At 68.1% G+C, this 23,245-nt stretch carries 21 protein-coding genes, 2 tRNA genes and 2 pseudogenes; 18 read left to right on the top strand and 7 right to left on the bottom strand.

What is annotated here, in order from left to right; all coding sequences use genetic code 11:
- Positions 1 to 21: 21 nt before the first annotated feature.
- The 6 genes from recF (at position 22) to WBG99_RS17425 (ending at position 7,825) form a co-directional block, all read left to right on the top strand.
- The gene (gene recF, locus WBG99_RS17450) at positions 22 to 1,146 is read left to right on the top strand and encodes a DNA replication/repair protein RecF (RefSeq protein ID WP_338897192.1); all 1,125 of its coding nucleotides are present in this window, start codon (positions 22 to 24) and stop codon (positions 1,144 to 1,146) included.
- Positions 1,143 to 1,679, top strand: a complete 537-nt coding sequence (locus tag WBG99_RS17445) for a DciA family protein (protein ID WP_338897191.1) — start codon at positions 1,143 to 1,145, stop codon at positions 1,677 to 1,679. The genes recF and WBG99_RS17445 overlap by 4 nt, the downstream gene beginning before the upstream one ends.
- Before the next feature lie 408 nt (positions 1,680 to 2,087).
- A complete protein-coding gene (gyrB, locus tag WBG99_RS17440; RefSeq protein ID WP_338897190.1) occupies positions 2,088 to 4,133 on the top strand; it encodes a DNA topoisomerase (ATP-hydrolyzing) subunit B in 2,046 nt (681 codons plus the stop codon).
- A gap of 42 nt (positions 4,134 to 4,175) precedes the next feature.
- On the top strand, positions 4,176 to 6,770 hold the full coding sequence (gyrA, locus tag WBG99_RS17435; protein ID WP_338897189.1) for a DNA gyrase subunit A: 2,595 nt from the start codon (positions 4,176 to 4,178) through the stop codon (positions 6,768 to 6,770).
- Between the two features lie 18 nt (positions 6,771 to 6,788).
- Positions 6,789 to 7,583 (top strand): DUF3566 domain-containing protein, encoded by a 795-nt coding sequence (locus WBG99_RS17430; protein WP_338897188.1) that lies wholly within the window; start codon positions 6,789 to 6,791, stop codon positions 7,581 to 7,583.
- A gap of 165 nt (positions 7,584 to 7,748) precedes the next feature.
- Positions 7,749 to 7,825: transfer RNA gene (locus WBG99_RS17425), tRNA-Ile, on the top strand.
- A 147-nt stretch (positions 7,826 to 7,972) separates the two neighbouring features.
- Here the strand turns inward: WBG99_RS17425 and WBG99_RS17420 are convergent.
- Positions 7,973 to 8,143 (bottom strand): hypothetical protein, encoded by a 171-nt coding sequence (locus WBG99_RS17420; protein ID WP_338897187.1) that lies wholly within the window; start codon positions 8,141 to 8,143, stop codon positions 7,973 to 7,975.
- A 6-nt stretch (positions 8,144 to 8,149) separates the two neighbouring features.
- Between WBG99_RS17420 and WBG99_RS17415 the strand changes: the two genes are divergently transcribed.
- Positions 8,150 to 8,290 carry a hypothetical protein gene (locus WBG99_RS17415; protein ID WP_338897186.1) on the top strand — a complete coding sequence of 47 codons (141 nt, stop codon included), beginning with the start codon at positions 8,150 to 8,152 and terminating at the stop codon, positions 8,288 to 8,290.
- A 211-nt stretch (positions 8,291 to 8,501) separates the two neighbouring features.
- Here the strand turns inward: WBG99_RS17415 and WBG99_RS17410 are convergent, their stop codons facing one another.
- On the bottom strand, positions 8,502 to 8,921 hold the full coding sequence (locus WBG99_RS17410; protein ID WP_338897185.1) for a hypothetical protein: 420 nt from the start codon (positions 8,919 to 8,921) through the stop codon (positions 8,502 to 8,504).
- Here WBG99_RS17410 and WBG99_RS17405 point away from each other — a divergent pair.
- Positions 8,908 to 9,147, top strand: a pseudogene (locus WBG99_RS17405) (hypothetical protein); the annotation flags it as partial. The gene WBG99_RS17410 and the pseudogene WBG99_RS17405 sit on opposite strands and share 14 nt — an antisense overlap.
- A 796-nt stretch (positions 9,148 to 9,943) precedes the next feature.
- On the opposite strand, the gene WBG99_RS17400 reads toward WBG99_RS17405, so the two are convergent.
- Positions 9,944 to 10,294 (bottom strand): DUF6344 domain-containing protein, encoded by a 351-nt coding sequence (locus WBG99_RS17400; RefSeq protein ID WP_338897184.1) that lies wholly within the window; start codon positions 10,292 to 10,294, stop codon positions 9,944 to 9,946.
- Between the two features lie 384 nt (positions 10,295 to 10,678).
- On the opposite strand from WBG99_RS17400, the gene WBG99_RS17395 reads away from it, so the two are divergent.
- Both WBG99_RS17395 and WBG99_RS17390 read left to right on the top strand, forming a co-directional pair.
- Entirely contained in the window at positions 10,679 to 10,807 is a 129-nt protein-coding gene (locus tag WBG99_RS17395) for a DLW-39 family protein (protein ID WP_003999697.1), read from the top strand.
- A gap of 336 nt (positions 10,808 to 11,143) precedes the next feature.
- The gene (locus WBG99_RS17390) at positions 11,144 to 12,580 is read left to right on the top strand and encodes a hypothetical protein (RefSeq protein ID WP_338897183.1); all 1,437 of its coding nucleotides are present in this window, start codon (positions 11,144 to 11,146) and stop codon (positions 12,578 to 12,580) included.
- 161 nt (positions 12,581 to 12,741) lie between these two features.
- On the opposite strand, the gene WBG99_RS17385 is transcribed toward WBG99_RS17390, so the two are convergent.
- Complete coding sequence (locus WBG99_RS17385) at positions 12,742 to 14,661, bottom strand: serine/threonine-protein kinase (RefSeq protein ID WP_338897182.1); 1,920 nt, start codon at positions 14,659 to 14,661, stop codon at positions 12,742 to 12,744.
- Between the two features lie 277 nt (positions 14,662 to 14,938).
- Positions 14,939 to 15,486 (bottom strand): annotated as a pseudogene (locus tag WBG99_RS17380) (DNA-binding protein).
- A gap of 181 nt (positions 15,487 to 15,667) precedes the next feature.
- On the opposite strand from WBG99_RS17380, the gene WBG99_RS17375 reads away from it, so the two are divergent.
- Positions 15,668 to 15,740: transfer RNA gene (locus WBG99_RS17375), tRNA-Ala, on the top strand.
- 455 nt (positions 15,741 to 16,195) lie between these two features.
- Here the strand turns inward: WBG99_RS17375 and WBG99_RS17370 are convergent.
- A complete protein-coding gene (locus WBG99_RS17370; protein ID WP_338897181.1) occupies positions 16,196 to 16,897 on the bottom strand; it encodes a DUF5324 family protein in 702 nt (233 codons plus the stop codon).
- 360 nt (positions 16,898 to 17,257) lie between these two features.
- Between WBG99_RS17370 and WBG99_RS17365 the strand changes: the two genes are divergently transcribed.
- Together WBG99_RS17365 and WBG99_RS17360 are read left to right on the top strand one after the other, a co-directional pair.
- Positions 17,258 to 17,791 (top strand): peptidylprolyl isomerase, encoded by a 534-nt coding sequence (locus WBG99_RS17365; protein WP_338897180.1) that lies wholly within the window; start codon positions 17,258 to 17,260, stop codon positions 17,789 to 17,791.
- Between the two features lie 157 nt (positions 17,792 to 17,948).
- Positions 17,949 to 18,842 (top strand): rhomboid family intramembrane serine protease, encoded by an 894-nt coding sequence (locus tag WBG99_RS17360; RefSeq protein WP_338897179.1) that lies wholly within the window; start codon positions 17,949 to 17,951, stop codon positions 18,840 to 18,842.
- Between the two features lie 302 nt (positions 18,843 to 19,144).
- On the opposite strand, the gene crgA is transcribed toward WBG99_RS17360, so the two are convergent.
- A complete protein-coding gene (gene crgA / locus WBG99_RS17355) occupies positions 19,145 to 19,399 on the bottom strand; it encodes a cell division protein CrgA (protein WP_338897178.1) in 255 nt (84 codons plus the stop codon).
- A 267-nt stretch (positions 19,400 to 19,666) separates the two neighbouring features.
- Here crgA and WBG99_RS17350 point away from each other — a divergent pair, with 267 nt between their 5' ends.
- The 5 genes from WBG99_RS17350 to WBG99_RS17330 are packed head-to-tail and all read left to right on the top strand — an operon-like array spanning position 19,667 to position 23,238.
- Positions 19,667 to 20,389, top strand: coding sequence for a DUF881 domain-containing protein (locus WBG99_RS17350; RefSeq protein ID WP_338897177.1), 723 nt, complete (start codon positions 19,667 to 19,669; stop codon positions 20,387 to 20,389).
- A 17-nt stretch (positions 20,390 to 20,406) separates the two neighbouring features.
- The gene (locus WBG99_RS17345; protein WP_338897176.1) at positions 20,407 to 21,099 is read left to right on the top strand and encodes a class E sortase; all 693 of its coding nucleotides are present in this window, start codon (positions 20,407 to 20,409) and stop codon (positions 21,097 to 21,099) included.
- A gap of 53 nt (positions 21,100 to 21,152) precedes the next feature.
- Positions 21,153 to 21,314, top strand: a complete 162-nt coding sequence (locus WBG99_RS17340) for a hypothetical protein (RefSeq protein ID WP_338897175.1) — start codon at positions 21,153 to 21,155, stop codon at positions 21,312 to 21,314.
- Positions 21,311 to 21,961 carry an aminodeoxychorismate/anthranilate synthase component II gene (locus WBG99_RS17335; RefSeq protein ID WP_338897174.1) on the top strand — a complete coding sequence of 217 codons (651 nt, stop codon included), beginning with the start codon at positions 21,311 to 21,313 and terminating at the stop codon, positions 21,959 to 21,961. The genes WBG99_RS17340 and WBG99_RS17335 overlap by 4 nt, the downstream gene beginning before the upstream one ends.
- On the top strand, positions 21,958 to 23,238 hold the full coding sequence (locus WBG99_RS17330) for a class E sortase (protein ID WP_338897173.1): 1,281 nt from the start codon (positions 21,958 to 21,960) through the stop codon (positions 23,236 to 23,238). Before WBG99_RS17335 ends, WBG99_RS17330 begins: the two co-directional genes overlap by 4 nt.
- Positions 23,239 to 23,245 lie beyond the last annotated feature (7 nt).

Genomic DNA, 23,245 nt, shown 5'->3' with positions numbered 1-23,245 from the left:
TGGGGAGGTCGGCACCCGACCATGCACGTCACGCACCTGTCGCTGGCCGACTTCCGCTCGTACGCCCAGGTCGAGGTCCCGCTCGACCCGGGTGTCACCGCGTTCGTGGGCCCCAACGGACAGGGCAAGACGAATCTGGTCGAGGCGGTCGGCTATCTCGCCACCCTCGGCAGCCATCGGGTGTCCTCGGACGCGCCCCTGGTCCGCATGGGCGCCGACCGCGCGGTGATCCGGGCACAGGTGCGCCGGGGCGAGCGGCAGCAGCTCGTCGAGCTGGAGCTGAACCCCGGCAAGGCCAACCGCGCCCGGATCAACAGGTCGCCGCAGGTCAGGCCGCGTGACGTGCTCGGCATCGTGCGGACGGTGCTGTTCGCGCCGGAGGACCTGGCCCTGGTCAAGGGCGACCCCGGGGAGCGGCGGCGCTTCCTCGACGAGCTGATCACCGCGCGGGCCCCGCGCATGGCGGGCGTGCGCTCGGACTACGAGCGGGTCCTCAAGCAGCGCAACACGCTCCTCAAGACGGCCGCGCTGGCCCGCCGGCACGGCGGTCGCAGCATGGACCTGTCCACGCTCGACGTGTGGGACCAGCACCTCGCGCGCGTGGGCGCCGAACTGCTGTCCCAGCGCCTGGACCTGGTCGCCGCGGTCCAGCCGCTGGCCGACAAGGCGTACGAGCAGCTGGCGCCCGGCGGCGGCCCTGTCAGTCTGGAGTACAAACCATCTTCGCCCGGCATCGTCGGCCACGCGCGCGAGGAGTTGTACGAGCAGTTGACGACCGCTCTCACCGAGACCCGCAAGCAGGAGATCGAGCGAGGGGTCACCCTCGTAGGCCCTCATCGAGATGATTTGGTTCTCAAACTCGGTCAGCTGCCCGCCAAGGGGTACGCCTCCCACGGCGAGTGCTGGTCGTACGCCCTGGCGCTGCGGCTCGCCTCCTACGACCTGCTGCGGGCCGAGGGCAACGAACCGGTGCTGATCCTCGACGACGTCTTCGCCGAGTTGGACGCCCGCCGGAGGGAACGCCTGGCCGAGCTGGTCGCGCCCGGCGAGCAGGTCCTGGTGACCGCCGCGGTCGACGACGACGTACCGGACGTACTGGCGGGGGCTCGGTACGCCGTGTCCGGCGGGACGGTGGAGCGCGTATGAGCAGCGGATCCGAGCAGGCCCCGAAGCCTCCCGAGCCGTCCGGTGTGGACCTCGCGCGCGTGGCGCTGCGCGCCGCGAAGGAGGCCGCGCGCGCGCGGGGGGACGCCGCGCAGCAGCGGAAGCAGGCGCGGCGCGGTGGCGGGCTCCGCTCCGGCGCGCGCGCCGACGGCCGCGATCCGATGCCCCTCGGCCCCGCCATCAACCGCCTGATCACCGAGCGCGGCTGGGAGACGCCGGCGGCGGTGGGCGGTGTGATGGGGCGTTGGCCGCAGATCGTCGGCGAGAAGCTTGCCGCTCACTGCGTTCCCCAGAAGTACGACGAGGACGAGCGCGTCCTGACCGTGCAGTGCGAGTCGCCGGTCTGGGCGACGGAGGTGCGTCGGCTCGCACCCAACCTGGTGGCCCGCCTGAACGAAGAGCTGGGGCATGGCACGGTGCGGCAGATCAAGGTGCAGACGCCCGGTGGTGCGCCCCGCCGCTACGGCCCGCTGCGGGCCCCCGGAAGTACCAGGTCCAGCGGCTTCTACGAGTGACCGTAGTCACAATCGACGGCTCGACCGGGAGCCTCCGGTCGCCCGGCGGCACGGCCCCGTGAAGCCGCGCGCACGTTCGCATGCGGTTGCGAACGTCCACGTGACCCGGGAGTAGCAAAGGGTTGACATCCGGAAGCGCTGAGTGCCGCTGTGAGCCTCTTGGAGCCCCGCTCCGCATATGGGGAGTCGGGAGAGACCGGTTCAGGGCGGCACATGCGGACTCAGGTACCGGCAAACCCCCATCGCTGTCGGCGCTACCGGTAGACTGGAAGCTAATCCCGCCCCATTCGTGGGGACCGCTTCGGAAACACTGTGCAACGCTGACAAAGGCTTCCACCGCAACATGCCGCAGCCGCTCCGGCAAACCCGCCGGGAGCCTGGCTTGTGCTGTGCCAGAAAGGGCGCTTCGTGGCCGATTCCGGCAACCCCAACGAGAACATCCCGTCCATCGAGGCCCTGGCCGGAAAGGCCGAGGCCTCACCCTCGGCGTACGACGCCAGTGCCATCACCGTCCTCGAGGGCCTGGACGCGGTCCGCAAGCGACCCGGTATGTACATCGGCTCGACCGGTGAGCGCGGACTTCACCACCTTGTGCAAGAGGTCGTCGACAACTCGGTCGACGAGGCCCTGGCGGGCCACGCGGACACCATCGACGTGACGGTCCTCGCCGACGGCGGCGTGCGGGTCGTCGACAACGGCCGTGGCATCCCGGTGGGCATCGTCCCGTCCGAGGGCAAGCCGGCCGTCGAGGTCGTGCTGACGGTCCTGCACGCGGGCGGCAAGTTCGGCGGCGGCGGCTACGCGGTCTCCGGCGGTCTGCACGGCGTGGGTGTCTCCGTCGTGAACGCCCTGTCGACCAAGGTGTCCGTCGAGATCAAGACCGATGGCCACCGCTGGACGCAGGACTACAAGTTGGGCGTCCCGACGGCCCCGCTTGCCAAGCACGAGGCCACGGACGAGCACGGCACCACGGTCACCTTCTGGGCCGACCCAGACATCTTCGAGACCACCGAGTACTCCTTCGAGACGCTCTCGCGGCGCTTCCAGGAGATGGCGTTCCTCAACAAGGGTCTGAGGATCAACCTCGCCGACGAGCGCGAGTCGGCGAAGGCCACGGCCGGGGCGGACGAGGCGGGCGAGGACGAGAAGCACGAGGTCAAGAGCGTCTCGTACCACTACGAAGGCGGCATCGTCGATTTCGTGAAGTACCTCAACTCCCGCAAGGGAGATGTGGTGCACCCCACAGTGATCGACCTCGAGGCCGAGGACAAGGACAAGAGCCTGTCCCTCGAACTCGCGATGCAGTGGAACGGCGGTTACACCGAGGGCGTCTACTCCTTCGCGAACATCATCCACACGCACGAGGGCGGTACGCACGAAGAGGGCTTCCGCGCGGCGCTGACGAACCTGGTCAACAAGTACGCGCGCGAGAAGAAGCTACTGCGTGAGAAGGACGACAACCTCACGGGCGACGACATCCGCGAAGGTCTGACGGCGATCATCTCGGTGAAGCTGAGCGAGCCGCAGTTCGAGGGCCAGACCAAGACCAAGCTGGGCAACACCGAGGTGAAGACCTTCGTCCAGAAGGTCGTCTACGAGCACCTGAACGACTGGCTGGACCGCAACCCGGTCGAGGCGGCGGACATCGTCCGCAAGGGCATCCAGGCGGCCACCGCGCGCGTGGCGGCCCGCAAGGCCCGTGACCTCACTCGGCGCAAGGGCCTCCTCGAGACGGCGTCACTGCCGGGCAAGCTCTCCGACTGCCAGTCGAACGACCCCATCAAGTGCGAGATCTTCATCGTCGAGGGTGACTCCGCCGGTGGCTCGGCCAAGTCCGGCCGGAACCCCGAGTACCAGGCGATCCTCCCGATCCGCGGCAAGATCCTCAACGTGGAGAAGGCCAGGATCGACAAGATCCTGCAGAACCAGGAGATCCAGGCGCTGATCTCGGCCTTCGGTACCGGAGTCCACGAGGACTTCGACATCGAGAAGCTGCGTTATCACAAGATCATCCTGATGGCGGACGCCGACGTCGACGGCCAGCACATCAACACCCTGCTCCTGACCTTCCTGTTCCGCTTCATGCGGCCGCTGGTCGAGGCAGGGCACGTGTTCCTGTCCCGCCCGCCGCTCTACAAGATCAAGTGGGGTCGGGAGGACGTCGAGTACGCGTACTCCGACCGCGAGCGCGACGCGCTGATCGAGATGGGCCGCCAGCGCGGCAAGCGCATCCGGGAGGACTCGATCCAGCGCTTCAAGGGTCTCGGCGAGATGAACGCCGAGGAACTGCGCATCACGACGATGGACCAGGAGCACCGCGTCCTCGGCCAGGTCACGCTCGACGACGCCGCCCAGGCCGACGACCTCTTCTCGGTCCTGATGGGCGAGGACGTCGAGGCCCGCCGCGCGTTCATCCAGCGCAACGCCAAGGACGTCCGCTTCCTCGACATCTGAGTCGGTCTCAGCTGACCGCATCAGGAAGGATTTTCACCAGCAATGGCCGACCAGAACACTCCAGTGTCGCCCGAAGACGGCGGCGAGATCGTCATGCGTGTCGAGCCCGTCGGGCTCGAGACGGAGATGCAGCGTTCGTACCTGGACTACGCGATGTCCGTCATCGTGTCCCGAGCGCTGCCCGACGTACGCGACGGCCTCAAGCCCGTCCACCGCCGTGTCCTGTACGCCATGTACGACGGCGGATACCGGCCCGAGAAGGGCTTCTACAAGTGCGCCCGCGTCGTCGGCGACGTCATGGGCAACTACCACCCGCACGGCGACTCCTCGATCTACGACGCGCTGGTCCGCCTCGCGCAGCCGTGGTCGATGCGGATGCCGCTGGTGGACTCCAACGGCAACTTCGGCTCGCCGGGCAACGACCCGGCGGCGGCCATGCGCTACACCGAGTGCAAGATGGCGCCGCTGTCGATGGAGATGGTCCGTGACATCGACGAGGAGACCGTCGACTTCACGGACAACTACGACGGCCGCTCCCAGGAACCGACCGTCCTGCCGGCCCGCTTCCCGAACCTGCTGATCAACGGCTCGGCCGGTATCGCGGTCGGCATGGCCACCAACATTCCGCCGCACAACCTCCGCGAGGTCGCGGCCGGCGCCCAGTGGTACCTGGAGAACCCCGAGGCCTCCCACGAGGACCTCCTGGATGCGCTGATCGAGCGCATCAAGGGCCCCGACTTCCCGACCGGCGCCCTGGTGGTCGGCCGCAAGGGCATCGAGGAGGCGTACCGCACGGGGCGCGGCTCCATCACGATGCGCGCGGTCGTCGAGGTCGAGGAGATCCAGAACCGCCAGTGCCTTGTGGTCACGGAACTGCCGTACCAGGTCAACCCGGACAACCTCGCGCAGAAGATCGCCGACCTCGTGAAGGACGGCAAGATCGGCGGCATCGCGGACGTCCGCGACGAGACCAGTTCCCGTACGGGCCAGCGCCTGGTCATCGTCCTGAAGCGCGACGCGGTCGCCAAGGTCGTGCTGAACAACCTGTACAAGCACACCGACCTGCAGACGAACTTCGGCGCCAACATGCTGGCGCTGGTCGACGGCGTGCCCCGCACCCTCTCCCTGGACGCGTTCATCCGCCACTGGGTGACGCACCAGATCGAGGTCGTCGTCCGCCGTACGCGCTTCCGGCTGCGCAAGGCGGAGGAGAGGGCGCACATCCTGCGCGGCCTGCTGAAGGCCCTGGACGCCATCGACGAGGTCATCGCGCTGATCCGGCGCAGCGACACCGTCGACATCGCGCGCACGGGCCTGATGGGCCTCCTGGAGATCGACGAGATCCAGGCCAACGCCATCCTCGAGATGCAGCTGCGCCGCCTGGCCGCCCTGGAGCGCCAGAAGATCATCCAGGAGCACGACGAACTCCAGGCCAAGATCCGCGAGTACAACGAGATCCTCGCCTCTCCCGTCCGCCAGCGCGGGATCGTCAGCGCGGAACTCGCCGCGATCGTCGAGAAGTACGGCGACGACCGCAAGACGATGCTGGTGCCCTACGACGGCGATATGTCCATCGAGGACCTCATCGCCGAGGAGGACATCGTCGTCACCGTCTCGCGCGGCGGCTACGTCAAGCGCACCAAGACGGTCGACTACCGGGCGCAGAAGCGCGGCGGCAAGGGCGTGCGCGGCACGAAGCTCAAGGAAGACGACATCGTCGACCACTTCTTCGTGTCCACGACCCACCACTGGCTGCTGTTCTTCACCAACAAGGGCCGCGTCTACCGGGCCAAGGCCTACGAGCTGCCGGACGCCGGACGTGACGCGCGTGGACAGCACGTCGCCAACCTGCTGGCGTTCCAGCCGGACGAGGCGATCGCCGAGATCCTCGCGATCCGCGACTACGAGGCCACGCCCTATCTGGTGCTCGCCACCAAGGGTGGTCTTGTGAAGAAGACGCCTCTGAAGGATTACGATTCGCCCCGTTCCGGCGGCGTCATCGCGATCAACCTCCGTGAGAAGGAGGACGGTTCCGACGACGAACTGATCGGAGCCGAACTCGTATCGGCAGAGGATGACATCCTTCTGATCAGCAAGAAAGCACAGTCGATCCGCTTCACGGCGACGGACGAGGCGCTGCGGCCCATGGGCCGTGCCACCTCGGGTGTCAAGGGCATGAGCTTCCGTGAGGGGGATGAGCTGCTCTCGATGAATGTTGTTCGACCCGGTACGTTCGTGTTCACTGCCACAGACGGCGGGTACGCGAAGCGGACCGCCGTCGACGAGTATCGCGTTCAGGGTCGCGGTGGCCTCGGTATCAAGGCCGCCAAGATCGTTGAGGACCGCGGTTCGCTCGTCGGCGCGCTGGTGGTCGAGGAGACCGATGAGATCCTCGCCATCTCGCTGTCGGGCGGTGTGATTCGTACGCGAGTCAACGAGATCAGGGAAACCGGCCGTGACACCATGGGCGTCCAACTGATCAACCTGGGCAAACGCGATGCCGTGGTCGGCATCGCCCGTAACGCCGAGGCGGGGCGGGAGGCGGAGGAGGTCGACGGCGACGATGCCGTGGACGAGACCGCCGAGGGGGCCGCGACGACCGGCACGGACGAGGGTGAGGCGCCCTCGTCCGAGTAGCACGAGGAGTGAGTCAGCGTGAGCGGAGCCACGGGCGCCGGATCGTCCGGTACTTCGGCCGGCACTTCTACCGGATCGGAGGCGGACGGCGGCGGCCGTGGCTCCGCCGCGCGTGCGACGGACACGCACACGACCCAACTGAAAGCGATCAAGTCGAACACGACCGATTCGGCCGCACCCTCGCCCGAGAAGCGTGGATCCCAGGGGGGAACCGTGACGGACACCCGAGGTCCGCAGACCCAGCAGCCCGCGCCCGGTGGCCCGGCCGCGGGTCCGGGCGGGTCCGGACCCGCTCCGGCGCAGGCGCGGCCCGCCGGCTCCGCACTACCCGGCGAGCGGCAGTCGCCGCAGCCGACGGGCCCGTACCACCCGCCGCAGGCCTACCCCGCGGCTCCGGACGGCTCGTCCCGCAAGCCGCGTACAGGGGCGCGTACGACGCCTCGCACGCGCAAGGCGCGGCTGCGGGTGGCCAAGGCCGACCCGTGGTCCGTGATGAAGGTCAGCTTCCTGCTCTCCATCGCCCTCGGCATCTGCACGATCGTCGCGGCCGCGGTGCTGTGGATGGTCATGAACGCGATGGGTGTCTTCTCCACGGTCGGCACCACCATCTCCGAGGCCACCGGCTCGAACGAGTCCAACGGATTCGACCTGCAGTCGTTCCTGTCGCTGCCCAACGTGCTGATCTTCACCACGGTCATCGCGGTCATCGACGTCGTCCTCGCCACCGCCCTCGCCACCCTGGGCGCCTTTATCTACAACCTCTCCGCGGGCTTCGTGGGCGGCGTCGAACTGACGCTCGCCGAGGACGAGTGAGCAGGCGGACGATTTGCGTGATGACCTACGGGGACGGCGTGAATCGCTGCCCCCTACGGGTGTCCCGCAGCGTCACGGTTCCCCTCCGGGTATCGATTTTGGGACTGCCCACGTCGTGCGCTAATCTTCAGGAGTCAGCGCGCGGGACACACCGCAGAGCGCGGCGGGGCTATAGCTCAGTTGGTTAGAGCGCATCCCTGATAAGGATGAGGCCACAGGTTCAAATCCTGTTAGCCCCACCAGCGAGAAGACCCCCAACCAGTCATGGTTGGGGGTCTTTGACATCCATGGCTGACATCAGCCGATGAGTGGATCTTCCAGTAGCTCGGCGGGCAACGTGACCGCTTCCCGCTGGCTGTCGCCGACCACGTGCGTGTAGACATCCATGGTCATGCTGATCTGACTGTGCCGGAGATCGCCTGTGCGGCCTTGGGATGCACCTTCAGGAAGGCGAGCGGGGTGCCGCAGGTGTGCCGGGCGAGGCGGACTGTGATGCGACGCACGCCGGCCCGCTTCACGAGACGATCGAACGTCCACGAGAAGCCCACCGGGTCGATCATGCCGCCATGCTCCGAGGAGAGGACCAGGTCATGGTCAGGCTCCTACGAGCAGTGGTCACCGGCGATCTTCCGCTCCAGCTCTTGAAGCTCCCGGCGCTCCTCCAGGGCGCGGGCGCAGAACTCCGGCAGTGGGAGCACCGCCTGTGACGACTCGGTCTTGAGATCTTGAGAACCAGGCCCTTGCCCTTGCCGCGCTGCACTTGCTTGACCGGGGTGAAGTGCCGCGCCTCGAAGTCGACGTCCTGCCAGCGCAGGCCCAGGAAGTTCACTGCGACGGAGGCCGAGCACGAGCACGAGGACGAGGACGCAGGCCGCGTAGAGACGGTGGGAGCGGGCCGCGCGGAGGAACGTGATCGCCTCAGGTGCGTTCAACGCCCTGCCTTTCTTTGTCCTTGCTGACCTCGGGCATGTCGACCAGGAGCGCGACGTTGCGCGTCAGGATCTCTTCGCGGATCGGCCGGTTGAGCGCGTTCCGGAGGACACGGAGCACCTTGAACCGAGCAGCCGCGCCGACCTTCTCGCGCTTCAGCGTGGCCATGAATGTGCGGATCTGAGCCGGCGTGAGCTTGACCAGCGGCTTCTTACCGAGGTGCGGCAGCAGGTACAACCTGACCTTGGACTCGTACTTGACGTCCGTGTTGTGCTCGCGCTCCGGCTCGACGATGTGCTCCAGCCAGAGACCAGCCGCTCGCCGAGCGACCAGGAGCGGGACGGCACCAGGACACCGTTGCGTTCCTGTTACGTGGATTCCATCCAGGACGCTCGCTCGCTTGGTCATCGACATGTTCGTGGGTGCGCTTCAGCGGCTGCTGATCTACCCGGAGCACGGGTTCATGATCAGTCAGCCTGTACCGGATGACGTGCTTGAGGCTTACGGGCAGGGCCACGGACTGCCCGACGCGCCATCAGCTTACGGGGCCATGATCTCCGCCCCATGGCAGCTCCCGCCCAAAGCCGCTCCACGACCGCGTGGGGAAGTGCGGGCAGTAGATCGGCAATGTTAGCTGGCGGTACGGTGTCCCCATGACCCACAACCGAAAGGGCAATGCCGCGTAGGCGCCCGTCCGCAGTGCGGGGCGATATTCCCGTACGAATCAGTAGCCGTCGTCAGTACTACCCGGGTATCGGCCGTCTGCCGGGAGGGTGCGAGGCCCACATCCGCAGGCTTGAGCGCACCCGCTACTGGCCAGGCGCAACAGCCGAAGCGTTCTGGCACTGGGCCGGCTTGGCGCACGGTCCGTCGAGGCGTATCGCGGACCCATACACCGCGACCCGGTGTGGCATCCCTGAGTGCGGGTGCGATCCGGGGTTCTTCCGGGATCACCTCGAAGAGGTGCTGCACGCGCTGCCGAAGAAGTCGGGCCGGGAGCTCCGCGCGCTCGTGCGGGCTCTTGACAACAAGATTCTGTCCCGAGCGAAGGTTGTCCGCGCAGACTCCCCCGATACCTCGTGGTGGCGAGATCAGCTCTAGCGATCTGACATCCACAGCTGACACCGACATGGGCGAACGAGAGCGGTTGCGCCTGAGCATGCCAGCCAGCCGGAACGGTTGGGTCACCTGGACCAGCGGTACAGGATGACCGACCTGATAAGGATGAGGCCACAGGTTCAGATCCTGTTAGCCCCGCTTGCGTGAAGACCCTCGGCCGGTATCGGTTGGGGGTCTTCGTCGTTCACTGTGGATGTTCGGTTGATGCGTGCGGGTGCGAGAAACCCCCGGCCGGGTCGGCCGGGGGTTTCTCGCTGCTCTACGGGGCGGCGTACGCAAGATCGCCTGTCCGGGAGTCCTTCTGGCCGGGATCAGCGCTGGAGGGGTACGGCCGGCTGATCGGCTCGTCGGGGAGGGGCGTCCGGGACGACGGCCGGGCCGGTGACGTTCGTGGCCAAGGCCGCGAGGTGGCGGCAGGAGGGTGAGGAGCCGTGGGCCTCGGCGCGGATGCGCTGCTTCATCGTGGGAGGCAGGGCCCGGTCCTGGGAGCGGGCCGGGAGGGGCAGGGCCGGCGTCGTGGCGGGGGCCGCGCAGTTGCGGGTGGTCTCGGTCCGCGGTACCGCGGCGGAGGCCGTGGTCGTGACGACTCCGAGCGCCGTGCACAGCGCGAGGAAGGCGGCGACGATGGCGGTCCACAGCTTCATGACCTTGTTCTGGGCCATGGCCCCTCACTTTCAGGTTGGGCGATTTGCGTACTTTCCTCATGATGTGTATGTGGGCTCCGAAGTCGTGGACCGACGCCCATGGCGCGTCGATCTTCGGATGAACACCACTCGGATGGGTGCGAGGGGCGCGGAAAGTCCCGGGACCTAGCAGGAAAGGAGGAGGCGAGTGGGTCGGAGCCGCCGGGGCCGCCAGATCCGTCGAGGTGTGCGAGATGTGGCGGACCTGTGTGATGAACCTGCGATCGGAACAGTGGCGTCCGGTTCTACTGCTGCCTTCCCGGCGGCAGTTGAGGGGCCGACGCAGGTCACCGATCGGTATCGGTCGGTGTGTATAGTCGGGCGCCAGAGGTCCCCTACGTCAAGGAAAGACGAGGTCGCGCGGTGAAGAAGCTTCTCCTGGTCGCACTGGCCGCCATCGGCGGGCTCCTCGTGTACCGCCAGATCCAGGCGGATCGCGCCGAGCAGGATCTGTGGACGGAGGCGACTGACTCCGTGCCCACGGGTTCGTGAACATCGACATCAGTCTCAGAGCAGACCCCGGCCGCACTCGTGGCCGGGGTTTTGTGTCGCTCGGGCACCCCGCCCCAAACATTCGGGCCCTTTCCGTAGGTCTTGCCTTCGCCTTGGCGAACGACGCGCGTGCGACAACGGAAGGTTGGTCTACGTAGCGGCTGTTTTCGGCCGCTCGTCCCCAGGAAGACGGGCATCGGCGCGTACAGCCCGGCAGGATGGGGCCGTACGGAGTGGCGGGAGCCGCGGCTTCGGGGCTATGACGAGGGGTGGCGCGTGATGGGGCGGCGCACGGTCCGGTGGCGAGCTGCGGCACTCGTGGGAGCGGCTGTGTGTGTGACGACGGCGCTGCCCGGACCCGCTGCGGCGACCGACGCTCCTACGCCGTTCTCCTACGCCGAGGACGCGCAGACGGTCGATGGCGCGACGAGTAGCACGGGGGCCGCGCGGCTGGCGGCCGGCAAGACCTACCGGAGCTCCATCGGCCCGGGCGGCAAGCTCTACTACCGCCTCGATCTCGACGCCGTCTCCAACGCGTACGTCTCGGCCACGGCCGTGCCCGCGGCCGGATCGACGGTCGGCTCCGCGGACGGCGTCAGGGTGTCCCTGCAGGACGCCGACGCGCACCGCTGCTCCCGCGAGACCGCACGTTTCGGCCCGACCCGCAGCGCGCACCCCGTCGCCGCTTGGGCCTCGCGTGAGATCGGCAGTGACGAGTACATGTGCCAGGGGGCCGGGGTGTACTACGTCGTCGTCGAACGCGTGGGTTCCGGGGCCGGTGGCGGTACGGGGGCGGCTTCTGGTTCGGTGTCGGGCTCAGCCTCGGAAGGCTCGTCGCAGCAGTGGGGGGTGGAGCTCGGCTTCGTGTCGGAGCCCGCCGTGAAGAAGGGGGGCTCGACGCATGCCCCCGAGAGCTGGAACTCCGCGTCGCCCGAAGCCATGTCGGGCGCCCCCGAGCGTCGTCGTGGCGGGAGCGGCTTCGCCACGGCGAGCCCCGTGGCGCAGGGGGTTTGGCAGGACGAGTCCGGGATCAGGGCCGGGGAGACACTCTTCTACAAGGTGCCCGTCGGCTGGGGGCAACAGCTCCACGCCACCGCCGAGCTGGGGAGCACGACCGGTGGCGATGCCGGGTATGTGGGGAACGCGTTCGTCGTGTCGCTCTACAACCCCGTGCGCGGCTTCGTGGACGACAAGACCGCCAACTACGGCGGCGAACAGCGCTCCGCCGTCCTGGACCCGCTCCCGCCGGTCGCGTACGAGAACCGTTTCTCCCTCGACGACGAAGTGAGCGGGATGAGGTTCGCCGGCTGGTACTACCTGGCGGTGCACCTCGGGACCTCGGTCGCCGACCGGTTCGGTGACCAATCTCTGGGGCTGACTTTGCGGCTGCGGGTGGAGGGGGAGGCCGAGGCAGGCCCAGGGTATCTCGGCATCGCCGAGCCACGCGGGGTCCTCGAGGTCACCGAGGACGACCAGGAGGTTGCGGAGAGCGGGGCGACGGGGGACACGCTGGACGGTGCGGGGGACAGCCGCGGCGGTGGAGGGGGAGCGGACGCTTCCGGCGGTGGCGAGGGCTCCTCGGGCTCCGGCGACCAGCGTCTGGCCATGACGGTCGTCGCGGCGGGCGGGATCGGTACGGGGAGCCTGCTGGTCCTTGGCCTCGTGCTGTGGACGCTCGTGGCGCGCAGGCGTGCCTACGCAGGCGGCGAGCCGGAGCAACTGCGGGTGGGCACCGCTCCACGAGGGCGGCACGGGGCTCCCCGGGGGCGGTAGGGGCTGTCCGGGGGTGGTAAGGAGACGCCGAGGTCGGGGCAGGCAGCGGCTGAGCCGGTGAGATGTGTTCTTGCTGGACGCGGGCCGCGTGGGTGGCCGAGGGCGAACCGGCGGCAGGACTCGGCGGCAGGGCGGAGCCGGCAGTCGGGTGTCGAGACGGGTCAGAGCTGACCCAGCGCCCAGAACCCCACCGCGAAGCAGACCAGCGCGAGCAGCAGGACCGGAACGACCACCTTGGCAGGCGGGCCGGGACGGCGCCGTGGAAGCGCCCTCGATCGACGTGGAACCTGCGAGGGCCGAGCGGTGTATGAACCAGTAGAGGCGTACGCGTGCTGCTGCATCGCCGCGGCCTGAGAGAGGCCCAGCGGCGGGTGTTGCTGGGAGGAGGGCACATGCGCGGGCTCGGGACGTGGAGCTGGTGCGGCTTGGACAGGTGGCGTGGCGGGATGAGCGGCCTGCTGCTCGGGCTGACGCGGTGGGTGGCCGAGACCGGCGGTGTGCGGCTGCTCGGCCTGCCGCGACGGTGCGTGGGCGGCGGGTACGTGGGGTGGCGGCAGATGAAAGCTGCCGGTGTCCGACATCGTGGACGGCCGCGGCTCTACGGGGGTGCCTTCCGGCCGTGGTGGTACGGCGGCCGGGGGAGGCTCGGGCGCTACGTGGACGCTGGGCGCCGAGGACGTCGAAGACAGGGAGCCGGGTTCTTGGGGCCACTGCCGGGTGCCGGCACCGGTGGCTGGGTCGCCGCCCGGTCCAGAGACGGAAGAGCCGGTCTGTGGCGGTGCGTTGGTGGGCATGGGCGGTGGCGATATGGAGCCCGTGTACGGGGGCGGAGCCACGGAGCCCGTGGGCGGTGTGGGCAGCGCTGTACCTGCGCCGTGCTGCGACGCCGGGCCCAGGGGCGGCGGGCTGTATGACGGCGGATGGTGGGGCGGCGGTGGTGTCACGTCCGTGCCGGACGATGGGGCGCCTCCCACGACCGGCCGCGAGACCGAAGGCGAGGAAGAGGACGAGGGCCAGAATGAAGCGGGCGGTGAGGCGGCGGAGGGCGATGAAGCGGGAGCCGCCGGAGCGGCCGGAACCGAAGGGGGCAAAGGAGTGGGCCCACCGGGCGAGCTGGAAGGAGTGTCCGTACCCGTGCCGGGTGTCGGCGAGGACGTGCCGCCTGTGCTCGTGCCGGTCTTGTCCAGCCCGGACGCCCTGTGCAGCGGACCTTCGGAGCCGAACCCCATGGGAAGCGGGCCGAGTTGGTCGAAGACCTCCACCAACTCGTCGTCGGGTCCTGGCTCGGGAAGGAGTTCGGTGGCCGCGGCGAGGGCCTTGCGGGCGCCTGTGGCGGTGCGGAAGCGGGAGTCGGGGTCCGGCTGGAGCAGCGTGGCGATGACCTGCCACACAGGATCGGGGATGCCTTGCGGGGCCTTCGGTGTGCCATGGGCGGCGAAGTGCTCGATGAGGGCCTTGGCGTCGGGTTTGGCGCCCTCCAACAGGTACAGGGCGACGAGGCCCACCGCGAAGAGGTCGGCCGGGAAGTCGGGGTCGGCGCCCAGCATCTGCTCGGGTGCGAAGTAACCCGGGGTTCCCACCACGTAGTTGGTCTCGGTCAGCCGGGGTTCGCCCAGGCGCATGGCGATACCGAAGTCGGACAGACGCAGGCGGGGCGGGGCCGTGCCGGTGGCCTCCAGCAGTACGTTGGCCGGCTTGATGTCACGGTGGATGACGCCTTCCGCGTGCACGGCGGCGAGGCCGGACAGCAATTGGTCGAGCAGACCGCAGACGTAGGCGGGCGGGAGAGGACCGTAGTCGTTGACGAGATTGACCAGGGAGCCTCCGGCGACCAGGTCCATGGTGAACAGGACCTTGTCGTCGTCGGCGGCCCAGCTGGCGGGTGCGAGCACATGGGGATGGTCGATCCGCACGGCCTGCTCGCGGACGAAGCGCAGCAGGGCGTGCGCGTCACGCTGTTGCAGGACCTTGGCGGCCACATAGCGGCGGCGGCGGTGGTCCCAGGTGCGCCAGACCGCGCCGACTCCCCCGCGCCCGATCGGGTCGACCAGTTCGTACCGGCCGGCGAAGACCTCACCCATGGCTGTGCGTCGTTCCCCCTTCGGCTCCCCCCTGGCTGCCCGTCGGCGGAGGGCACGGTGCTCGCGCCGCCCTCCCCGGAGCCGGCCTGCACTTGCCCGGCTCCCCTCGGAACTTGCTTTCGCTCTTGTCTCCCTGCCTCTGTTCCGCTGTTCTTCTCGGCTCTTCTGGAGCCTACGTCCACGTCTCCGTGACTCACGAGGGGCTCACGAGCCCCTCGTCCCCCGTGTCCGCCTCAGCCCGGTCGCCGAACCCCCTTCCGGGGACCGGGCCTTGAGCTCAGTTCTGGTGGGACTGGTAGTGCGCCACCGCGTCCGAGGTGCGGCCCGCGCCGTACACCCGGAGAAACTCTGCCAGTTCCGGGTGGGTCGGGGCGAGGGTGTCCGCCGCCTCGATGATGTCGCCCGCAGCCGACACCGAGCGCAGCAGCGACTGGATCTCACGGACGACCCGCTTGACTGTGGGCGCCCCCGAACTCGTCGTCGACTGTGAGGTGTTGCTGAGCACCGATCCCCCTGTGACTTCTTGATCTCGTCCATGCGCTCGGTCGCCTCGGCGGCGCTCACGCTGCCGTCCGCGACCTGACCCGCCAGATCCTGCAGCAACTGCACTCGCTGTACCACCGCCGGATTGCCGATCTTGGCACGCTGACCGCTCATCAGCTGCGACAGCATCGGTGCGGACAGGCCCAGCACTCCCGCCAAGCGGGCCTGGTTGAGACCCAGGTCCTCGATGAGCCTACGGAAGAGCGCCCCCAGTGGCTCTCCGTACCAGTTCCGCTGCAGCTCCCGGGCTCTTGCGGTCGCTTCCTGCTGTGCGGCGTCCATTGCGTCTCCCCATCGCTTCCCCAAATACCGTGGTTCGCTGTAGCGAACCACGACGAGCATCCTACGGAGAGTGGTCGTTCACGGGGACCCCCCATCTTCTTGCGAGATCCGGGCGGTGACCCGGTACTCTGGTCTGCGAAGCCCTCCGGTGGTCGGTTGTCCGGGTGGATGCTTCCCTTCCGGGGCCTTAGCTCAGTTGGTAGAGCGCTGTCTTTGCATGGCAGATGTCAGGGGTTCGACTCCCCTAGGCTCCACAGCGGATTGACCGGGCCGGATGTCGTAGGACATCCGGCCCGGTCTCTTTCTTGCGTGTCGGCGCCCGGGTGTTCGGTGGTGTTTCGGATGCGGCTCATCGCGATCGCTATCTGTGCACTCCCGGAGGAGAGGGGTGCTGGAACGGGAGGGCGGGCGGTGGCACGTGTCGACGTGCGCATATGCGAAATCAGTGGTCTGGGTCACAGGGGTACGTGACGGGTTGTGGGTATCGCCCTCCGTAATCGGGCCAACGCATTCCGGATGCGCTTTTTTCGTAGCTCTGGAAGGCGGACGTTTCACGTGAAACAGCCCTGTGGGGCCGAAGACCTTCAAGTCTTCTGCCCCACAGGGCTGTTAAAAGCTGTCCCGGCGAACCCACCCTCGGGCAGGCGCGCCTCGGCAGGAACACCCCTCAAGTCAAGGCTGATCACGGAAGGTACGTAGCTGCCGACTGTCAGCGTTGGTTGTCGCGGTCGGCGGCCTCCTCCTCGGCCTGCTTGGCCTGGACCTCGGGGTCCAGGGCGGCCTGGTCGCTGCCGTCGACGGACGACAGGCGACCAGGGTCGGAGACCTCGGTGGCGGCGGGGGGTTCGACCAGCCAGTCAGGGTTGGCCTGCGCGTCCCACCACTTCCAGGCGGCGAAGGCGCCGCCTGCCAGGACACCCAGTACGGCCATGCCCTTGAAGGCGCGGCCGAGCCTCGCACGGCGCTGCTGCCTGCGGACCAGCTTCTGGATCTGCTGGGGCGAGACCTGCCCGCGCAGTGCGGCCAGCGCCGCGATGCTGCGGGCGGTGGCCTCCCCGCGGACGGGGCCGGCGGCGGACACGGCCTGTTCGAGGCGCGGACGGGAGTAGTCGGCGGCCTGGCGGGCCGCCTTACGGGTGCGGACTGCGGCTTCGTGGGCCGCGTGGTCGACCTTCGGCGGCACATGCGTGCGGGCCTGCTCCAGACGCGGGACGACATGGGCGCCGTACTGGACGCGTGCCTGTTCCGCGGCCTGCGACACCTTCGGCGCGAGTCGTACGCGTGCCTCTTGCGCGTAGTGTGAGGCCTTGTCCTTGGCCGTGTCGGCGTAGGGCGCCACCACTTCCGCGGCGTGCAGCACGCTGTCCTTTGCCGAGCCGGTCGCGGCGCGCACGCTGTCGATGCGGGTCACGGGATCCTCCTCCTCGGTGGCGTACGGTAATTCGACTTTCCACCCTTTTGGGGATCATGCCTCCCGGAGCGCTCCGGGGCATGTGCGGGCGGGCATCCGGGTCATGGCACCGGCTCCGGTGGACATCGAGCAGGAGCCGCTCACGGACCGGTCCTGTGCAATAGAGGATGAATAAGGGACAACGGGAACTTGTCCATGACAGTGCCGACAATGCCACGGATCGCCGCGAAGCGCGTCGGTACCAGGGGTACTCGTCCGGTTTTCCGCGCACCCGCCGTGCAAGAGCGAGGGCGTCGGGGGACGGACGGCGTGGTCCGTGCGAGGATCGGGAGAGTCACAGAGGACAACGGAAGGCAGATCGTGGCAGAGCAGCTGTACGCCACCCTGAAGACCAACCACGGCGACATCGAGGTGAGGCTGCTGCCGAACCACGCGCCCAAGACGGTCCGTAACTTCGTCGAGCTCGCCCAGGGCGAGCGTGAGTGGACCCACCCGGCCACCGGCCAGAAGTCCACGGACAAGCTCTACGACGGCACGGTCTTCCACCGGGTCATCAGCGGATTCATGATCCAGGGCGGTGACCCGCTGGGCAACGGCACCGGTGGCCCCGGCTACCAGTTCGAGGACGAGTTCCACCCGGACCTCGCCTTCGACAAGCCCTACCTGTTGGCCATGGCCAACGCCGGCCCGGGCACCAACGGCTCGCAGTTCTTCATCACCGTCTCGCCGACGGCATGGCTGAACCGCAAGCACACCATCTTCGGTGAGGTCGTCGACGCGGCCAGCCAGAAGATCGTGGACGCCATCGCCGGCGCCCAGACCAACCCGCGCACCGACCGCCCGGTCAACGACGTCGTCATCGAGTCGGTCGTCGTCGAGACCCGCCAGGGCTGACCCCACCCGGGTTCACTGTCAGGGCCGAGCATGCCGGGTTCACCGTCAGGACCGGATCCGAAAGGTTCACAAGGTCCCGAAGGGAACCAATCGCCCCGCTCATCCGTAAGGATGAGCGGGGCGACGCGTTCCACACACGAGGCGGAGGAGGGGACCAATGGACCAGGTGCCGAGCAGCTCGCAGGACGCGCAGAGCCTGCCCACCTGCTACCGGCACCCGGACCGTGAGACGGGCATCCGATGCACCCGCTGCGAGCGCCCCATCTGCCCCGAGTGCATGGTGAGCGCCTCCGTCGGCTTCCAGTGCCCAGAATGTGTCCGCAGCGGCTCCGGCACGGGCCACGCGCCCTCCGCCTCCGCCCCACGCACCCTCGCGGGCGGCACGGTGACCGCCGACCCCCGGCTGCTCACCAAGATCCTGCTCGTCGTGAATCTGCTGGTCTTCCTGGTACAGATGGCCGTGGGCGACGGCTTCACCGACCGGCTCTTCCTCGTCGGGCGGGCATGGGTCCCGGAACTGGGCAATGAACTCCAGGGCGTCGCCGAAGGCCAGTGGTACCGGCTCGTGACGTCGATGTTCCTGCACGGCGGCGTCACGCACATCCTGTTCAACATGCTCGGCCTGTGGTGGATCGGAGGCCCTCTGGAGGCGGCCCTCGGCCGAGCCCGCTACCTGGCGCTGTATTTCGTCTCCGGCCTCGCAGGCAGCGCCCTCACCTACCTGCTCGCCGCGCCCACCCAGCCGTCGCTCGGTGCTTCCGGCGCCATCTTCGGCCTTTTCGGTGCGACCGGTGTCCTCATGCGCCGCCTCAACTACGACATGCGCCCGCTGATCATCCTGCTGGTGATCAACCTGATCTTCACCTTCAGCCCGATGTTCAACATCTCCTGGCAGGCCCACGTCGGCGGTCTCGTCGGTGGTGTCCTGATCGGCTACGCGATGGTGCACGCGCCGCGTGAGCGGCGGGCGCTGATCCAGTACGGCGTATGTGTCCTGGTACTGGTGGCCGCGGTGGTCATGGCGCTGGTCAGGACCGCGCAGCTGACCTGAGGCGATGCCGGGCCGTTACCGGTCCGGCACGCGGGCGGCACCGATACAGCACTGTTGTCCACAGACCGTGGCGGATCTTGTGCATAGGGTGCGGGAACAGGTGTACCCTCTGTCGCTCGACCGCGTTTCCGCAGGTCAAGGTGAGGGCGAACGTGCTTGCGGATGCCGGTAGGGCAGTCATATCGGTGTCAACACCCAGTGAGTTATCCACAGATCGTCGTTCTTTTCCCCACTGTGGAAAACGCCTGTGGATAACTCGGTGGATAGCTCTGGGGAGAGCTACTTCCACCGCGCAGAGACCACTACTTCCACTGGGTCGAGACGCCGAATCCCGCGGCGATGAAGCCGAAGCCGACCACGATGTTCCAGTTGCCGAGCGAGTCGATCGGCAGCGAGCCGTCCGTCACATAGAAGACGACGATCCAGGCCAGGCCGATGAGGAACATCGCCAGCATGACGGGCGCCACCCAGCTGCGGTTGGTCAGCTTGATATTCGTGGCCTGCTTGGACGGCGGCGGTGTGTAGTCGGCCTTCTTGCGGATACGTGACTTCGGCACGAGGGTCTCTCCTGTCGATGCGCTGCGTGGCCGCGCAGGGAACTGTGGCGGGCTCCGGGGCAGCGTACAAGGGGACACTGAATGCTCCCCCGGGCATCCGTTAGCGTAGTGCTTCCGCGGCGCCTAAGGAGATAAGGGTACGTTGAGCAATTCAGCCGACTCCCCCGAGCCCGGTTCCGGCGCCTCCCCGGAGCCCGGTTCCGGCGACTCCTCCGGGGCGGGTCCCGAGGCCGCCGTCCGGAACGGCGACCCTTCCTCCCGGGAGGCTTGCGGCCCGTCCGCGTGCTCACCGTCGGTGTCTTCGCCCTCGCCGGGCTGATCTTCTTCACGAGCTTCGACACGGCCAAGGGCACCAACATCCGTACGGACGCCTCGCTGCTGAAGCTTTCCGATCTGATCCAGGAGCGCAGTCACAAGAACGGGCAGCTCGACGAGTCCAACGCGGTGCTCAGGGAGGACGTCGAGGCCCTCGCCGAGCGGGACGACGGCAGTACCAAGGCCGAGGACGCCCGGCTCAAGGCGCTGGAGAAAAACGCCGGCACGCAGAAACTCACGGGCGAGGCCATCACCGTCACCCTCAACGACGCCCCGCCGGACGCCACCGCCAAGCTCCCTGGCTACCCCGAGCCGCAGCCCGACTACCTGGTCATCCACCAGCAGGACCTGCAGGCCGTGGTGAACGCCCTGTGGCTGGGCGGCGCCCAGGGCATCAAGGTCATGGACCAGCGGCTGATCTCCACCAGCGCCGTGCGCTGCGTCGGCAACACCCTGATCCTCCAGGGTCGCGTCTACTCACCGCCGTACAAGATCCAGGCGGTCGGTGACCCGGAGAAGCTGCGGAAGGCGCTCTCCGCGGGCGAGGCGATCCAGAACTACATGGTGTACGTCAACGTCTACGGCCTGGGCTGGAAAGTCACCGAGGACGGGCCGGTGACTCTTCCCGGCTACTCGGGCACAGTGGATCTGAAGTACGCGAAGCCCGTGGAGTAACGGCAGCCGGGGGGCCCGTGTCGGTGCGCGTGATCGTCAGGACCGTCAGCGAACTCTGCATCACCGTCGGCACCCTGATCGTCCTCTTCGTCGTCTACGTGCTGTTCTGGACCGGCGTGAAGGCCCACACCGAGATGGACCATCAGGTCGACCTGCTCCAGGACCAGTGGGCGAGGCAGCCGGTGAAACCGACGTCCGGTCCGGGCTCCTCGGCGGCCCCAGAGCCGCCGGGTCCGTACACGGACGCCAAGCCCTTCGCTCTCATGTACATCCCGCGTCTTGGTTTCACGTGGAACAAGCCCGTCCTGGAGGGCACGAAGACGGACACTCTCAAGAAAGGGCTCGGGCACTACGCGAACACCGCGCAGCTGGGACAGAAAGGGAACTTCTCGGTCGCCGGCCATCGCCGCACGTACGGAGATCCCTTCAAAGATTTTCCCGAGCTGCGCCCCGGCGACGCGGTGGTCCTGACCGACGGCGCGAACTGGTTCACGTACGTCATCGACAAGGGGCCCTATCGGACATTGCCCACGGACGTCCAGGTCATCGACCCCGTGCCGAGGAAGTCGGGGTACACGAGCGCGGGGCGTTATCTGACGCTGACGACATGTGACCCGGAGTGGGGACACAGCCATCGGCTCATCGTCTGGGGTCATCTGGATTCCACACAGCCTGTGGAGGAAGGGAAACCGGAGGCACTACGCCGTTAGTCTGTTGGCGGTACGGCGTGAGTCCGGTGCCGTGGTGTGAAGAAAGGGACGGCATGTACGGCTGGATCTGGCGACATCTGCCGGGCAACGTATGGGTGAAGGCGCTGATGTCCATCGTGCTGACTCTGGCCGTCGTCTATGCCCTCTTCCAGTACGTCTTTCCCTGGGCGGAGCCCCTGCTGCCCTTCAACGATGTGACGGTGAACGACCAGTGAGTGCCGCCCGACCCGCCCGGGTCCTCGTCGTCGACAACTACGACAGCTTCGTCTTCAACCTGGTCCAGTACCTGTACCAGCTGGGCGCCGAGTGCGAGGTGCTGCGCAACGACGAGGTGGAGACCGCGCACGCCCAGGACGGCTTCGACGGCGTGCTCCTGTCCCCCGGCCCCGGCACCCCGGAGGAGGCCGGAGTCTGCGTCGACATGGTCCGCCACTGCGCCGCGACCGGCGTCCCCGTCTTCGGTGTCTGCCTCGGCTTGCAGTCGATGCAGGTCGCGTACGGCGGTGTCGTGGACCGCGCGCCCGAGCTGCTGCACGGCAAGACGTCGCTGGTCGAGCACGAGGGCAAGGGCGTCTTCGCGGGCCTGCCCACCCCCTTCACCGCGACCCGCTACCACTCCCTGGCCGCGGAGCCGGCGACCGTGCCCGCCGAGCTGGAAGTCACGGCGCGCACCCACGACGGGATCATCATGGGCCTCAGGCATCGTGAACTGCCTGTCGAGGGTGTGCAGTTCCACCCTGAGTCGGTGCTCACCGAGCACGGGCACCGCATGCTCGCCAACTGGCTGGTGGAATGCGGTGACCCAGGGGCCGTGGCGAGGTCGACGGGGCTCGCCCCCGTGGTGGGCAGGGCCACGGCGTGACAGCACTGCGCCCCGAGCGCGAGAGTGCCCCCTACGCCGGCGAGGCCGCGTACGGGGTCGCCGAGTCGTTCGAGGCGGAGGCTTTCCCGCCCGGGGCGCCGTTCACCGACACGGCCGAGCCCCGGCAATGGGCCGCCCAGCAGGCCTCGCAGTACGTCCAGGCTGACTGGTTCGGGCAGCAACAACCGTATGAGGGGTCCTCCTACGAGGCGTACGCCGGCTATGAGCCCTCTCCCCAGGCCACGTACACCGGTCGAGCCCCCTATGACGGTCAGCTCGAGGTGTACGAATCGACGAGCGTCCAAGATCACGCCTCGGCCGACACCGCACGGGAGCACCCGCAGATCGATGAGGAGACCGTGGCGCTCCGGGTGGAGGAGGCGCGGCGCGCGGCGGCGGCTGCCGATCCGATACTCACTCCCCCCGCTCCCGGAGGCCGTGCGGCCCGCCGTAAGGCCGCGAGACGGCACGGTAGGCATGGAGGCTCCCCGGGTGCCCGCGGGGGCTCTGGAGCCCCTCAGGGGCCTGAGGAGGCCTTAAGTGCGGCCGGACAGGCCGCGCCTTGCTCCCGGATCGAGGCGCGGCGGGCGGCGCGGGCGCAGAAGCCCAGCGTGGCAGTGATCGCGAGCCGGGTCATCGGCGAGGTGTTCATCACCACGGGTGTGGTGATGCTGCTGTTCGTCACGTATCAGCTCTGGTGGTCGAACATCCGGGCCCACCAGCAGGCGGGCAGGGAGGCGACGAGTCTCCAGGAGGAGTGGAAGAGCGGCAAGCGCGCGCCGGGCGCCTTCGAGCCGGGGCAGGGCTTCGCCATCCTGCACATTCCGAAGCTGGACGTCGTCGTGCCGATCGCCGAGGGCATCAACAAGTCGAAGGTCCTGGACCGTGGCATGGTCGGGCACTACGACGAGAACAGCATCAAGACGGCGATGCCCGAGGACAAGACCGGCAACTTCGGCATCGCGGGTCACCGCAACACCCATGGCGAACCGTTCCGCTACATCAACCGGCTCAAGCCCGGCGACCCGATCGTCGTGGAGACGCAGGACAACTACTACGTCTACGACATGGCCTCGATCCTTCCGGTGACACCGCCGTCGAACGTCAGCGTGCTCGATCCGGTGCCACCGGGGTCGGGGTTCACCGAGCCGGGCCGCTACATCACGCTGACCACGTGCACGCCGGAGTTCACGAGCAAGTACCGCATGATCGTGTGGGGCAAGATGGTGGAGGAACGGCCGCGCAGCGAGGGGAAGCCCGACGCGCTCGTCCAGTAGGGGCTCG

Source organism: Streptomyces sp. TG1A-60 (assembly GCF_037201975.1).
Classification (GTDB): Bacteria; Actinomycetota; Actinomycetes; order Streptomycetales; family Streptomycetaceae; genus Streptomyces.
Note: the sequence above shows the minus strand (reverse complement) of the source record. Positions and strands in the feature narration are given on the sequence as shown.

Excerpts from the sequence above, each read along its gene's own strand:
- WBG99_RS17445 (WP_338897191.1), top strand. The coding sequence starts at position 1,143 with ATGAGCAGCGGATCCGAGCAGGCCCCGAAGCCTCCCGAGCCGTCCGGT.
- WBG99_RS17340 (WP_338897175.1), top strand. The coding sequence starts at position 21,153 with ATGTACGGCTGGATCTGGCGACATCTGCCGGGCAACGTATGGGTGAAG.
- WBG99_RS17360 (WP_338897179.1), top strand. The coding sequence starts at position 17,949 with ATGGACCAGGTGCCGAGCAGCTCGCAGGACGCGCAGAGCCTGCCCACC.
- WBG99_RS17415 (WP_338897186.1), top strand. The coding sequence starts at position 8,150 with ATGCTCCGAGGAGAGGACCAGGTCATGGTCAGGCTCCTACGAGCAGTG.
- WBG99_RS17420 (WP_338897187.1), bottom strand. The coding sequence starts at position 8,143 with ATGATCGACCCGGTGGGCTTCTCGTGGACGTTCGATCGTCTCGTGAAG.
- recF (WP_338897192.1), top strand. The coding sequence starts at position 22 with ATGCACGTCACGCACCTGTCGCTGGCCGACTTCCGCTCGTACGCCCAG.
- WBG99_RS17400 (WP_338897184.1), bottom strand. The coding sequence starts at position 10,294 with ATGGCCCAGAACAAGGTCATGAAGCTGTGGACCGCCATCGTCGCCGCC.
- WBG99_RS17385 (WP_338897182.1), bottom strand. The coding sequence starts at position 14,661 with ATGGGTGAGGTCTTCGCCGGCCGGTACGAACTGGTCGACCCGATCGGG.
- gyrA (WP_338897189.1), top strand. The coding sequence starts at position 4,176 with ATGGCCGACCAGAACACTCCAGTGTCGCCCGAAGACGGCGGCGAGATC.
- WBG99_RS17410 (WP_338897185.1), bottom strand. The coding sequence starts at position 8,921 with ATGACCAAGCGAGCGAGCGTCCTGGATGGAATCCACGTAACAGGAACG.